Below are 13,315 nucleotides of genomic sequence, written 5' to 3' on the forward strand. Positions count from 1 at the left end.
CGGACACATTTTATCCTCTTATAAAATGAAATAAATCAATAATATCAAAAGTTTATGTTTTGGCATAAAGTTCGCCTCTCTTTCTGCATACAAACTAATAAAGAAGATACGTTATGTGGTTAAGTACTGCTTTTTTAATTTCACCCTTGATGATGTTGGCTGTAGCAACGGTCGTAGCGGTATTTGACTCGTTAATTCGAGGAGAATCATTATGATTAAAGACACAAGCGGACAAGACGAAGTGCTCCAAACTGGTAAATCCAAAAAGAAGCTTGGTCTTGTAATAGCGGGTGTTGTCATTATTGCAGCGCTTAGCGCACAAGTCGTGTTGGGTGGACCCAATGCTAGTAGCTCCGTGGCCAAAGATAGAGTGCAAATTGCAGCTGTGACTTTCGGCGAGTTTACCCGCGATATTGCCGCCACAGGTTTTGTGGTTGCTGCAAATGCACCACAAATTTACAGTCCGGAGCAGGGTTATGTCTCTTTACAGGTTAAAGCGGGTGATAGCGTGACTCAAGGTGAAGTGCTAGCAACGGTCAAAAGTCCAACTTTAACCAACCGGCTCCAACAAGAAGAAGCTGAGCTGCAAAGACTGAGTGGTGCGCTTGAAGGGAAGAAGTTGGATGTTAGACGTCAAAACTTGGCGTTAAATCGTTCCTTAGATCTTGCTCGCGTCGAACTATTAGCGGCAGATAGAGAAGACAGGCGAGCTCAGTTGTCTATTCAAAAAAACCTCATCAGCCAAATTGATTTAGAAGAAGCGCAAGACGACCTAGCGCGGGCAAAATTAAACTTCAATCATGCAGAGCAAGAAGTTGCGCTAGGCAAAGATACTTTGGCGTTTGAACTTAAATCTGTTGAGAATCAGCTTGAGCGGCAACGTTTAATTGTCGAGGAATTAAAACGTAAAGTTGCAAGTTTAGATGTGATTGCGCCAGTTTCAGGCATAGTCGGTAATTTATTAGTTGATCAAAATGCGCTTGTCAATGCTAACCAAGGGTTGATGAAACTCGTTGACTTAAGTGCTTATGAAGCCGAGCTGCAGGTTCCTGAAAGTTATGCGGCAGAGCTTGGGCTCGGGATGGCTGTCGAGCTTAGGATTGGCAACCAAAATATTTCTGGCGTGTTATCTGCGATTTCTCCAGAAGTAAATAACCGTGAAGTCACCACTCGAGTACGCTTTTCGGACGAAAACATTGATGGCATTAGACAAAACCAACGTTTGTCTGCTCGGATTTTACTAGAGCACAAAGAAAACACCTTAATGGTCAAACGTGGCGCTTTTATGAGTGAAGGTGGACACATTGCTTACAAAATAAGTGGTGATATCGCTGAGCGAATTGAGATCACTACCGGTACCGCAAGCATCAGTGAAGTTGAAGTGCTTAATGGTTTAAAGCAAGGCGATCAAATCATCATCAGTAGTTACGACGCATTCGAACGTGCGCCCAGTATCTTATTAAGATAAGAAGGAAAATAATAATGTTAGTTATGAATAATATCGGCAAGGTATACCAAACTGATATGGTGCAAACGCACGCGCTCAGAGACTTTAACCTGCAAGTAAATGAAGGAGAGTTTATCGCGGTAACAGGCCCTTCAGGCTCAGGTAAAACGACCTTCTTAAATATCGCAGGGATGCTAGAAGGGTACTCTAGTGGTCAATATATGCTAGATGGAATCGATGTTGGTAAGCTTAACGACAATCAAAGAGCTGATCTGCGAAATCAGAAAATCGGTTTTATTTTCCAAGGCTTTAACCTTATCCCAGATTTAAACTTGTACGAAAATGTTGAAGTGCCACTACGCTATCGTGGTATCAAGGCGGCTGAGCGCAAGCGCAGAATTGAAAACTGCCTCGAACAAGTTGGCCTTGCTGGCCGCGCAAAACATTTGCCACAACAGTTGTCCGGCGGACAGCAGCAGCGTGTGGCTATTGCAAGAGCACTTGCTGGTGAGCCACGATTCTTACTCGCCGATGAACCAACGGGGAATTTAGACAGTTTAATGGCGCGTCAGGTGATGGAATTACTAGAACAAATTAACCGTGATGGCGCAACCATAGTCATGGTTACCCATGATCCGGAGCTTGCAAGGCGTACACCAAGAAATATCCAAATTGTAGATGGACAGGTTGCAGATTTTACTTTGTATCAAGGTAAAGGTGCGGCTTCACAAGCGTTGAAATCTCAGGTAGGAGCGTAAGTTATGTTTGCCCATTACCTTGATTTAGCTTGGCGTAGCCTAAAAGCCACGCCACTTGCGACTAGCCTAATGGCGCTGGCTATTGCCATTGGCATTGGCGTCACTATGGTGAGTTTGTCTGTGTATCACATGATGTCCGCCGATCCAATTCCAAGCAAAAGTAGCAAACTCTATGCTGTACAGCTACAAGCGATGGATGAGGGACAAACCTATCATTCAGCTGATGATATTCCCTTTCAGCTGACATTTTTAGATGCGAAAAACCTGTATCAAACGCTAACCATCGACAAAAAAGTCGCGATGTTTAAATCTGGTTTTGCGGTTCATGTAAACAACCCCGAAGTGAGCCCCATGTTGCAAACGACACGGCTAATCACCCGAGAGTTTTTCGCCATGTTTGAGCTGAATTTTTTGTATGGTGGAGTGTGGAGCCAAAGCCAAGCAGACAATGCTGCACCAGTGACTGTTATTGACGAAACTATCGCACAAAAGTTATTTGGCCGCAGTGATGTGGTGGGAGAAAGTATTTATTTAGCGCAGCGAAGATATCAAGTCGTAGGGGTAACTAGAGAGTGGCAGCCAAACGTTAAAATGTATGACTTAAACAATGGCGCGTTTGCTGATGCCGAGCGTATCTTCATTCCCTTCAGTCATGCGGCAGCTTATGAGATTGATACTTGGGGAAATACAAACGGTTGGAAGCGCGAAGAGATTAACAACTTCACAGACAAAATGAATTCAGAAATGCTTTGGACTCAGTTTTGGGTTGAATTAGAGAATGAAAAAGAGCAACAAGCGTTAGCAACACAACTGGATAATTACATCCAAACCCAACAAGATTTGGGAAGATTTAACCGTCAAACACGAGAATTTTCACTTCGAAATGTCACTGAATGGCTTGAGTACAATAATGTAGTTAGTGAAGATAACAAAGTCATGATTGGTTTAAGTTTTATGTTCCTTGCTGTTTGCTTAGCCAATATTCTTGGATTGTTACTTGCGAAATTTCTTAAACGTGCCCCTGATGTCGGCGTAAGAAGAGCACTTGGCGCAAGTAAAACGCAAGTGTTTTACCAACACTTGGTTGAAGTGGCGTTGCTTGGTTTTATGGGGGGAGCGATAGGGATAGTTTTTGCTCAGTTTGGCTTATGGGGGATCCGTAAAACTAGCCATGTCTACGAAAGCCTTGCAACGATGGATGTCGCTATGCTGTTAGCTGCGCCGAGCATTGCTATTGTGACTTGTATTCTTGCAGGGCTTTACCCAGCTTGGATAGTGTGTAAAACATCACCAGCAACTTACTTAAAGGTGCAATAAGGAGAGTCCCATGTTGGAATTAAAACCCATTATCAATGCGCTATTGCGCTCTAAAGTTGGTGCCATACTTGCCATCCTACAACTTGCCTTGACGTTGGCAATTGTCAGTAATTCGCTGTCCATTATTAGTGAGCGCGTCACCTATCTCAATAAGCCAACAGGCTATCCAGAAGAGTCGATAATTACCTTCAGTGTCATGTCGTTTGACGACAAGATAGATGCAAATCAGCAGCTTATCGTTGATGAGAGAATACTAAACAGTATCCCTGGTGTTATAGAAGCTGTGGGAGTGAGCTCGGTTCCCCTTTCAGGAGGAGGTAGCAATTCTGGATTCAGTTTAACCCCTGAAGACGATAGTAAACATACCAATGCGGGCCATTTATACGCTAATGAGCAAGTGATCCGCACCTTGGGCGTAAAATTGATAGAAGGCCGTGATTTCACATCTGGTGATGTCTTGATCTCAAGCGAATATGCTAAGCAACCCGATGTTGTTATCGCCAGTAAGGCTTTTGCGGACGAGATATTTGGTGAGGGGAAAGGACTGGGCGAAACGATTTATTATGGTGGCGGTCCGTTAAAAGTTGTTGGGATTGTTGAGCGTATGACTAATGCTTGGCCGCGTTTTAACAATGCTGATCGCTTAATTATTTTTCCCATGGTGAATGCGAATGGATTTCAAGATTTCTTAGTTCGTACTGATCCTAGTCTGCGTGACGAAGTAATGAAAAAAATAGAGGCGGCGCTGCTTCAAGAAAACCCTAGTCGTGTGATCACTGGCATTAAAGGGCTTGATGAAGTTAAGGAAAGGTACAATTCGAAAGATATACTGATGTTGAGAATGTTGCTTGTACTCATTAGTGCACTGATAGCAGTAACTGCGCTGGGAATATTTGGTCTTACTCAGTTTAATATCAGTAAACGTACCAAGCAGATTGGTACTCGTAGAGCCCTAGGTGCGCGTAAATCAGCAATTGTTCGTTACTTTGTGGTTGAAAACCTCATTGTTTGTGCAATTGGCTTAGTACTTGGTACGGTGGCTACGATTTTCTTAGGACAAAAGCTGATGTCTTTGTACTCAGTGCCGCCACTAGAAGTAAGCTATATTTTAATAACGGCGCTTGGGCTTATCATGCTCTGTATCGCGTCAGTTATTTTTCCTGCTAAGAAGGCGGCGAACATTTCACCGAGTATCGCAACAAGAAGTGTATGACCCTTATGCCAGTAAGCAACCTAGTTGGCATTACTTTAACTTGCGTTGTTTAAGTTGTGCTAGTATGGGCAACATGTAATAACAAGAATAAAATCATATGGATAAAATCTTAATTGTGGATGATAACCCTGCAGTGCTTGATGCACTGTCATTGTTACTAGAGCTGCATGATTATCAAGTAGTTACCGCGAGCTCACCGTTAGAAGCAATTAAAGTGGTGTCGTTTCAGCAAATAGCACTTGTTATCCAAGATATGAACTTTAGTGCAGACACCACCTCAGGAGAGGAGGGAGCTGCGCTATTTCACCAATTGAAAGCACTCAATGCAAAACTCCCTATTATCTTATTAACGGCTTGGACTGAGCTCACCACGGCGGTTGAACTGGTAAAAGCCGGAGCGGCAGACTATCTAGCTAAGCCTTGGGACGACCAAAAGTTACTCACGACGATTGCAAATCTCGTTGCGCTTGGCGAGGCACATAAGCAAGTGGCAAACTTTGAACGGGCTGAACAAGAACGCCAACAGTTTAATCAAGGGGCGGATTTATGCGGGGTTGTGTATAAATCTGTGGCTATGCAGCGAGTCATAGATATGGCGCTGCAAGTTGCCAAATCTGATGTGTCAGTATTAATAACCGGTCCAAATGGTAGCGGTAAAGAAAAAATCGCGGAGATCATTCAGGCGAACTCACCACTAAAAAACCAACCCTTTGTCAAAGTGAATGCAGGCGCGCTCCCAAGTGACTTAATCGAAGCTGAGTTATTTGGTGCTGAGAGCGGTGCTTATACCGGTGCGAATAAGCAGCGGATTGGCCGCTTTGAAGCCGCTGATAACGGCACGTTATTTTTGGATGAGATTGGCAATTTACCTCTCCCTGAGCAAACGAAGTTGCTACGTGTTTTGCAAAGTGGCGAGTTTGAGCGGTTGGGGTCAGTCGAGACAAAAAAAGTCTCGGTTCGTGTCATCTCAGCAACGAACGCGGATCTGCTAGCGGATATTCGAGGGGGGAAATTCCGTGAGGATCTATATTATCGCTTAAATGTTATCGAGCTAAACTTACCCGCGTTGTCACAGCGAGTGGATGATATTTTACCTTTGGTTGCACATTTTTTACCTGCAAGAGTACTTACATCGGATGCTCAGCAAGCATTATCTCAACACCTTTGGCCTGGCAATGTACGGGAGCTCGAAAATGCCTGTAAACGGGCGGCGGTATTGAATCCTGATGGCGAACTCAGTGCGAAGGATTTTGGTCTTGATGTGCAGGCAAATACAGCACAAGTTAGCGTATCACAAACCATACGAGAACCCAGTAAAGAAGAATTGGAGCAGGCGCTAAAGACTCATCTGGGCGTGATTGCGAAAGTAGCACGACATTTCAACATGAGTAGACAAGCGCTTTATCGTCGCTTGCAAAAGTTTGGCATTGAATATTAAGGACAATAATGACGACCTCGCAGCAACATGCATTGATCATTGCCATCAGTATTATTATTGGCCTTATTCCTTTATGGTTCTTACTCGATGATCGCAGCGGTTTCATTGTAATAGTATTGGGTTCCGTCAGTGTTGCGCTTGTGCTGTATAAACTATTTATGCGTGAAAACAAAGCGGGATGGGAGGCATTAGAAGTCGGCTTGATGAACTTTAAGGATGGGGAGTTTTCTACGTCCATTACCTATAACGCTAATAATGAACTCGGTCGACTGTGTCAGCTATTCAATGAAACAGCAAAGCAGTTGCGAGATGAGAAACAATGGATTTATCAGCGTGAGTTGATGCTAGATAAAGTGCTTGAGTCTTCACCTCAGGTACTTTTACTCGTCAACTCACAGGATGTGGTGGTATTTGCCAACAATAGTGCTAAAACGTTTTTTAACTGTGAGCATCGCCTTGAAGGTGAGCGTTTTAGTAGGTTGTTATCCGAAGTTCCGGACGAACTTCAGCAAGCTGCAAATAACCAACTTGATGGCTTGTTCTCAATACAAAACAGCAGTGGTGAGTCGCAAATGTGGCATCTCGCCAACGGTGAGTTATTACTCAACAACCACTTTCACAAATTATATATTTTTAAGCAATTCACTCGAGAGTTGAGCCGCCAAGAAGTGCAAGTTTGGAAGAAAGTGATCCGCATCATTAGCCATGAGTTAAACAACTCATTAGGGCCTATTTCATCTATGCTGCACAGCGGACAGATCTTGGCTGAACGCGTGGATGAACCTAGGCTAAGTCGAGTCTTTGCGACGATAGAAGAGCGCATTGTGCACCTTAGCGAGTTTGTTCAGGGCTATGGTAAGTTCGCCAAACTTCCTTTGCCAAACATTGGATCTGTGGATTTGCAGGTTTTGTGTGAGCGGCTGCAAAGCCATTGGTCATTCCAATATCAGCTTAATCAAACGCAATTACAGGCGGACACGACACAGTTAGAACAGTTACTTATTAATTTGATAAAGAATGCGACTGAGTCTGGCTCAGAGATAGAGGAAATCTGTGTTCAATCAGAGCAGCGCAGCGACGAAGCTTATATTTGGGTGCTCGATAGAGGCGAAGGCATGAGTGACACCGTGATGGCGAACGCCTTAATTCCATTTTACTCTACCAAAGCGTCAGGAACAGGGCTTGGTTTAGCGTTGTGCAGAGAAATTGTGGAAGCACACAACGGTAAGATCAGCCTCTATAATCGCGAAGGTAAAGGTTTGTGCGTCGAAATTCGGTTACCGAACAAATTATCCTGAGTTTAACTCAGGATAATAAACTTAAGACTGAGCTCATCAATTATTTTGGTGGATCAATCGAATGGTTAATGCTGGCGTTAACCCTAAACCACCCTGCAATTGAATAGCGCTTTTCGTTGGCAACCAGTACTTCATGAGGAAATTCATCACTTAAAAAGGTAACTAGTGTGCCGTAACTTGGCAGTACCGTTGTGAGTATTTCGTCGTGATTATCGGGATTGTAAACAACTAGTTCGCCGCCATTGTCTGACGCCCAAGACTGATTTAAGTACAATACTGTGGTCAAAATTCGGTTGGTCTTTCCCTTAAAGGCGTCCATATGCTTTTTGTAAAACGCCCCAGGAGGATAAATGGCAAAGTGGCTTTCATAACTAAAAAGTCCCATAAACAGCCGTCTGTTTAAATAGGCCTTTAGCTCGCCCATGTAGTTGAGCCAAACAGATTCCAACTCATTGCTGGTATCTAACCAGTGAATTTTATCTCTGCGAATTTTGTTATTTTGCTCGTGAGAGGCTAAACGACCAATTCCAGCTTGCTTAAAGTCGTCACTGCTGAGCTCTGCTATTCTCAATTCTAACTTGGATAAAATGTCGGGACTGACGAAATTTGGCAAAATACTAATGCCTGTGGTTTGTAAGTCCTGAGCTAATTTCTCGAACGGAAATTCTAAGTCTAAATCTAACAATAGCGATGCCTCTGAAAAAGGTCTTTTTACCGCTTTGTTTGGTACCGATCCAGCGAGTTAATTTCACCTTGTCGATAAGCGAATTTTGTTAATGATGTTTTCACTGGCGGCTTCGATTAAATCAAGCACATGTTCAAAGCCATGTTCACCGCCATAATAAGGATCAGGTACTTCACGCTCAGCCATGTCACCAAACGCTAAAAACAGCTGAACTTTATGCGCTAAGTCGTTAGGACAAATGGAGAGTAGATCGCGGTAATTAGCGTTGTCTGCACACAAAACTAAGTCGTAATCTTCAAAATCACTGGGTTTTACTTGCTGCGCTGATATGCCTGAAAAGTCATACCCTCTTGCGCTGCCTGCTGCGACACTTCGTGGATCTGGAGGGTTACCTTGATGATAGCCAATGGTACCAGCAGAATCGATACGGATTGTTAACTCTGTTGCTTCGAGTTTGTGCTTTAATACCGCCTCCATAGTTGGAGAGCGGCAGATATTGCCCATGCAGACGACTAAGATACTAGAAATTGCGCTCATATTGTTGCCCTTCAAGTACGCTTTTATACCAATAGTATTCATTCTCCAAGTCTACCGACTTTTTAATTCAGAGCAAAATATAAGGCGCCGGCTAATACCAACAGTATTAGGGCGCCAAATTTAACTCGTTAGTTTGGAAGGGTTTCGTGAGGACCGAATACCTCATAGAATATTTGCTCGGCTTGTACACCGGCATTCAGCAGTTGGGTTTTGATAAAGCGCATAAAGGCAACCGGGCCGCATAGGTAGAACTCTCCGCCTGTTAGCGGCAAAGTATCTTTGATTGCATTGATATCCATCAGTCCGGAATGCGTATCGTCGGCTTCTGACTCCAACCAAGTAACCACATTAAACTCTCGGATATTGCTACCAAGCTCGTTGATTTCTTGGTTGAAACCTAAGTCACTGTGAGTTTTATTCGCGTGTAAAAAATGTGCTTCGACTTCAGGTGAATGTTGGCTATGAACACCAAGCATGCAAAGCATAGGGGTTATTCCAACCCCAGCGCTAATATATACCTTCGGACTGGCTGTGTGTTGTCTGACAAAGTCTCCAGCTGGTGGAGTGAGCTTGAGGGTGTCGCCCACTTTAAGCGTATGAAGATATTGCGATACGGCACCGTCGTGTTTAGTCGAAATTCTAAGATACGAACCATTGGGGGCAACAGACAAAGAGTATTGGCGGATCTGCTGAAACCCTGCCACTTCTTTTGGTACAAAGACAGAAACAAATTGTCCAGCTTGGTAATGAGGTAGGGCTTTACCGTCGACTGGTTTGAGATAAAAGCTCTTAATATTTTCAGTATTGCTTATTACCTTTTCAATCGTAAATTCACGCGTTCCTTGCCACCCACCTTGCTGATCAAGTGCGGTTTGATACAGACCATGCTCTGCGGTGATAAATAAATCTGCTAAAAACTGGTAGGCACTAAGCCAAGCTTGCTCTATTTCGTCTGTGAATTGTTCGCTGAACTCGGCTTTGAGTGTTGCAATTAAATGCCGGCCAACAATAGCGTATTGCTCAGGTAAGATCCCAAGGCTAACGTGTTTATGGTTGATACGTAAAATGGCGTCACTGAGTACTTCTGGTTGATCAATATAATTGGCATAGGCTGCTAATGCCGCAAATAGTGCCAACGGCTGTTTTCCCGAAGCCTGATGCGATTGGTTGAATACCCCTTTCAGCTCAGGGTGTTGATTGAACATATTATGATAAAACTTGGCGGTGATCTCGGGACCGACCTGAGCCAATAACGGTGCACTTTGTTTTACCAACTCAATCGTGTTGTTTGTAAGCATTAATATCTCCAATTTGAGAGTAGAGTTAACCCATTCGCCCATCGACGCGTTTTTGTACCAGCATGGGCGCGAAGGTAATGAAAAAAAGCATAAAACCAAAAACCCAAGCCACGGCACTTAACAGCCATGCATTGTGCGGGTTTATAAAGTGAATAAGGAATGCGCGGATAAGACCTGATGCCGCGATACAGATAAACGCCAGTATAGTTGTCGTGCCTACCTGTAATAGTCGACCAGTGTGGCCCAAGGTAACGCGAGTCATCATGGCTAAGATCATTAATCCCATGCCATTAATTGCCACTAAGTGAAGATGGCTGCGCAAATGCTCTGGTGCAAATGTGTTGTTGTATGCGCTAAGTATTAAACCCACTGCGATTGCACAGTATGAAAGATATAATGACCAAAGCAGTGGTACGTTAAATAATTTACAGTTAAACCAATAGGTTGCTCTTATCGAGTGCAGTAGCCCAAGGAGCAGGAGTGCAACACTTAAATAGTGAGTATTTGGTATCGCAAACTGCAGGATATAGGTGAAAACGCAGATGATGGCGAGGTAGAAAATCGTCCTGTCTAACCTTGGAGTATGTGGTTTTTGTGCTTGCTGTAATCCTCGGGCAATAAAAAATGGAATAACGCGGCCACCCACTACACCAATCAACAGCATGTAAGCAACTAGCGTTGCTTGGCTTATAGCGCTCAGCAATAAGAAGTGCTGGTTGTGAAGTAAAATCAAAAATATGATGTTGCAGCCACACAACATACTTACAGCAAAAATAAAAACACGATTGTTTTTGGATTTTGCATCAACAATTACGGTCGTTAAATTGATTAGAACAATGAGCCAAAAACCCAGTTGTAGTAGCAAGGTGATGATGATTGATGAATTTGCCACAAAAAAGCTCAGCCTAGCAGCACACCAGATAATACAGAGTGACAGCAGTGCGCCACCATGTAATGTCTGTCTTTGCGTCCAATTTTTTGCCGCGGTTAGCAAAAAACCGGCGACGACAGCACCGCCAAAGCCAAATAGCATCTCGTGGGCGTGCCAATAGGTCGCTGGGTAATCATTACGCCAAACAACATTGCCATTGAGCAATAAAGCCCACACAGAAATACTCACGACAGCGAATAGGCCCGCGAGTAAAAATAGTGCTCTAAAGCCGAGCATCAACACGGGCCAAGTAGATGGTGTATACCAACACACTGCTTTTGGGCTGGGCTCTTCTAATTGGATTAAACTCATTTATTTAACCTCCAAACCTAGGTGGTATAGACAAACAAGGCGGATGACGTAGGCAAGCTTAATCAAGGCAGCCAATACGATAGTACTAATATGCGCTGCAATTTGTGAGAAAAGGCTGAAGCTTTCAACGCTAAAAAAACTCACTTGCAGTGACAGCATAAACGCTGCGAGAGATGTGAAAATGGCGATGTTGCTAAATCTTAAAAGCTGGTATGCGCGGCTCATCGTTAACTCTGCGAATGTTGATATATAGACTATCTATTGCAGGTGTTACGCCAACTTTAAAATTTCATATAAATCAATGCTTTAGATTTACCTTGTTGATGTTTGAGTCAAATTGACCTACCTTAAGTAGTGTTTATTTGAATAAGTTGAGTCTTTTTGACATGAATTCGTTAGAACTCTCCAAGTTACTTGAGCTTAGTATGTCGTTGTCACGACTTTCGTTAGCACAAGAGGGGCGCGAGGTTAAGCAATACGCTAAGTCCTTGCTATCAGCATTGAGTCAATCTGTTACCGCTGATGCCATCGCCATTCTCTATGGCGATCAGCATGCATTAACGATTCTAGCTTGCAATGGGTTGAGTGCGGACGCTGTTGGGCGGCAGTTTTTGCTCTCAGAACAACCTAGATTGATGTCTATTTTCGAGTCTGACGAGCTAGTTAGTTTTCCTGCCAATAGCAACTTACCGGACCCCTACGATGGACTGCTACTAGCTGAAGAAAGTCGCTTGCCAGTGCATGCCTGCATGGGATTCAAGGTCGCACTGCAAAGTAGTGTCTTATTGGTAACGTTCGACTGCCTTAAACCTGATAGCTTTGAGCACTTGTCTGACGTTTATATGAAAACCCTACAAACAATTGTCTCAAGTAGTGCATTACGTATGTTTGAGGCTGAGCGTCTCTATGAGCAAGCACGTTCATTTACACATACCCAATCCCAAAAGTCCGTTAAAAAGCAAATCTTGGTAGGAGAGAGTGCGGTGATGCACTCGCTTAAATCAGAAATTGAACTGGTAGCTGGCTCTGAGTTTAATGTCCTTATTCAAGGTGATACGGGAACGGGTAAAGAGTTGGTAGCAAAACATGTACACTTTAATTCCCAGCGAAATGACAAACCGTTTGTACAAATTAACTGTGCGGCGCTTCCTGACTCGATAGCAGAAAGTGAACTCTTTGGTCACAAAAAAGGGGCGTTTACTGGTGCCGATAAAGACCGATTAGGCAAGTTTGCAGCCGCAGATGGAGGCACACTGTTTTTGGATGAAGTTGGCGAACTGAGCCTGACTTTACAGAGTAAACTCTTACGTGTGCTGCAAAGCGGCGAGGTGCAAGCGGTAGGTGCTGACCGTATTCATATTGTCGATGTTAGAGTAGTTGCTGCCACTAATCGCGACCTAAAAGAAGAGGTGAAACGCGGAAAATTTAGGGCGGATCTTTATCATCGCTTGAGTGTGTACCCTTTATTTGTTCCTCCACTGACCGAAAGACTGGATGATATACCGTTGCTGGTTGGGTTCTTTTTAGAGCAGCTTAGAGGCACACTCAATGCAAAACAAGTGGTGATGGATAGGCAAGCACTCAGCCGGTTAATGCATTACGATTGGCCGGGTAATGTCAGAGAGCTTGAGCATTGTGTCAGTCGTGCAGCGTTAAAAGCTAAGCACCAACAGTGGCAGGCTAATATCATCGAGATCCATGACATAGATATTGAGCCAAAACACAATCAACAAAAACGGCAAGCTGATCGCCTTATTAAGGAAGAGAAAGCAGATCCTGTTACCATGAAACTCGCTGTAGAACTACTACAAAAAGATATGATCGTTAACGCGATGGAACGTAATGGGTTAAATTGGTCGGCAGCTGCGAGAGAGTTGGAAATGGATAGAGCAAATTTAGTTCGACTAGCTAAGCGTTTAGGGCTAGATGTTAAAAAGCAGATGAGCTGAGTAACCTGAGCTGCTTTTGTGAGTTTCAATAACTTAGCCTGTTTCTTATTCTGAGTTCAGATTGAATTCAAGCTATTCAAAAAATGAAACCCGAAATGTAATGAAAATTGTTATTAATACTCTTATAAGTTG

Annotated in this window: 11 protein-coding genes; 7 read left to right on the top strand and 4 right to left on the bottom strand. The window is 43.6% G+C overall.

Annotated features, from left to right (window positions below; genetic code table 11):
* Positions 1-211 precede the first annotated feature (211 nt).
* The 6 genes from L1D50_RS15545 to L1D50_RS15570 all read left to right on the top strand — a co-directional run bounded on the left by L1D50_RS15545 (position 212) and on the right by L1D50_RS15570 (position 7,471).
* Positions 212-1,468 carry an HlyD family efflux transporter periplasmic adaptor subunit gene (locus L1D50_RS15545; RefSeq protein WP_128726189.1) on the top strand — a complete coding sequence of 419 codons (1,257 nt, stop codon included), beginning with the start codon at positions 212-214 and terminating at the stop codon, positions 1,466-1,468.
* A 14-nt stretch (positions 1,469-1,482) separates the two neighbouring features.
* Positions 1,483-2,205: an ABC transporter ATP-binding protein gene (locus L1D50_RS15550; protein ID WP_099030642.1), complete on the top strand. Its 723-nt coding sequence runs from the start codon at positions 1,483-1,485 to the stop codon at positions 2,203-2,205.
* Between the two features lie 3 nt (positions 2,206-2,208).
* Positions 2,209-3,522 (top strand): ABC transporter permease, encoded by a 1,314-nt coding sequence (locus L1D50_RS15555; protein WP_128726188.1) that lies wholly within the window; start codon positions 2,209-2,211, stop codon positions 3,520-3,522.
* Positions 3,523-3,532: 10 nt separating this feature from the next.
* Positions 3,533-4,735, top strand: a complete 1,203-nt coding sequence (locus L1D50_RS15560) for an FtsX-like permease family protein (RefSeq protein ID WP_128726187.1) — start codon at positions 3,533-3,535, stop codon at positions 4,733-4,735.
* 97 nt (positions 4,736-4,832) lie between these two features.
* Positions 4,833-6,173, top strand: coding sequence for a sigma-54 dependent transcriptional regulator (locus L1D50_RS15565; protein ID WP_128726186.1), 1,341 nt, complete (start codon positions 4,833-4,835; stop codon positions 6,171-6,173).
* An 8-nt stretch (positions 6,174-6,181) separates the two neighbouring features.
* The gene (locus L1D50_RS15570) at positions 6,182-7,471 is read left to right on the top strand and encodes an ATP-binding protein (protein ID WP_239966361.1); all 1,290 of its coding nucleotides are present in this window, start codon (positions 6,182-6,184) and stop codon (positions 7,469-7,471) included.
* 40 nt (positions 7,472-7,511) lie between these two features.
* Here L1D50_RS15570 and L1D50_RS15575 read toward each other — a convergent pair whose 3' ends face one another.
* The 4 genes from L1D50_RS15575 to L1D50_RS15590 all read right to left on the bottom strand — a co-directional run bounded on the left by L1D50_RS15575 (position 7,512) and on the right by L1D50_RS15590 (position 11,234).
* On the bottom strand, positions 7,512-8,156 hold the full coding sequence (locus tag L1D50_RS15575) for a 2OG-Fe(II) oxygenase (RefSeq protein ID WP_045987665.1): 645 nt from the start codon (positions 8,154-8,156) through the stop codon (positions 7,512-7,514).
* Positions 8,157-8,219: 63 nt separating this feature from the next.
* Positions 8,220-8,693 (bottom strand): low molecular weight protein-tyrosine-phosphatase, encoded by a 474-nt coding sequence (locus tag L1D50_RS15580; protein WP_128726183.1) that lies wholly within the window; start codon positions 8,691-8,693, stop codon positions 8,220-8,222.
* A 128-nt stretch (positions 8,694-8,821) separates the two neighbouring features.
* Positions 8,822-9,991, bottom strand: coding sequence for an NO-inducible flavohemoprotein (hmpA, locus tag L1D50_RS15585; RefSeq protein ID WP_239966362.1), 1,170 nt, complete (start codon positions 9,989-9,991; stop codon positions 8,822-8,824).
* A gap of 25 nt (positions 9,992-10,016) precedes the next feature.
* A complete protein-coding gene (locus L1D50_RS15590; protein WP_138523544.1) occupies positions 10,017-11,234 on the bottom strand; it encodes an NnrS family protein in 1,218 nt (405 codons plus the stop codon).
* A 386-nt stretch (positions 11,235-11,620) separates the two neighbouring features.
* On the opposite strand from L1D50_RS15590, the gene norR reads away from it, so the two are divergent.
* Entirely contained in the window at positions 11,621-13,183 is a 1,563-nt protein-coding gene (norR, locus tag L1D50_RS15595; RefSeq protein ID WP_128726180.1) for a nitric oxide reductase transcriptional regulator NorR, read from the top strand.
* Positions 13,184-13,315: the final 132 nt, after the last annotated feature.

Origin of the sequence: Pseudoalteromonas sp. Isolate6, assembly GCF_022398435.1 — a bacterium.
Taxonomy (GTDB): Bacteria; Pseudomonadota; Gammaproteobacteria; order Enterobacterales; family Alteromonadaceae; genus Pseudoalteromonas; species Pseudoalteromonas galatheae.

Bases quoted from the DNA above. Each gene is read 5' to 3' on its own strand.
- L1D50_RS15580 (WP_128726183.1), bottom strand. From the start codon at position 8,693: ATGAGCGCAATTTCTAGTATCTTAGTCGTCTGCATGGGCAATATCTGC.
- L1D50_RS15590 (WP_138523544.1), bottom strand. From the start codon at position 11,234: ATGAGTTTAATCCAATTAGAAGAGCCCAGCCCAAAAGCAGTGTGTTGG.
- norR (WP_128726180.1), top strand. From the start codon at position 11,621: ATGAATTCGTTAGAACTCTCCAAGTTACTTGAGCTTAGTATGTCGTTG.
- L1D50_RS15550 (WP_099030642.1), top strand. From the start codon at position 1,483: ATGTTAGTTATGAATAATATCGGCAAGGTATACCAAACTGATATGGTG.
- L1D50_RS15555 (WP_128726188.1), top strand. From the start codon at position 2,209: ATGTTTGCCCATTACCTTGATTTAGCTTGGCGTAGCCTAAAAGCCACG.
- L1D50_RS15570 (WP_239966361.1), top strand. From the start codon at position 6,182: ATGACGACCTCGCAGCAACATGCATTGATCATTGCCATCAGTATTATT.
- L1D50_RS15545 (WP_128726189.1), top strand. From the start codon at position 212: ATGATTAAAGACACAAGCGGACAAGACGAAGTGCTCCAAACTGGTAAA.
- L1D50_RS15560 (WP_128726187.1), top strand. From the start codon at position 3,533: ATGTTGGAATTAAAACCCATTATCAATGCGCTATTGCGCTCTAAAGTT.
- L1D50_RS15565 (WP_128726186.1), top strand. From the start codon at position 4,833: ATGGATAAAATCTTAATTGTGGATGATAACCCTGCAGTGCTTGATGCA.
- hmpA (WP_239966362.1), bottom strand. From the start codon at position 9,991: ATGCTTACAAACAACACGATTGAGTTGGTAAAACAAAGTGCACCGTTA.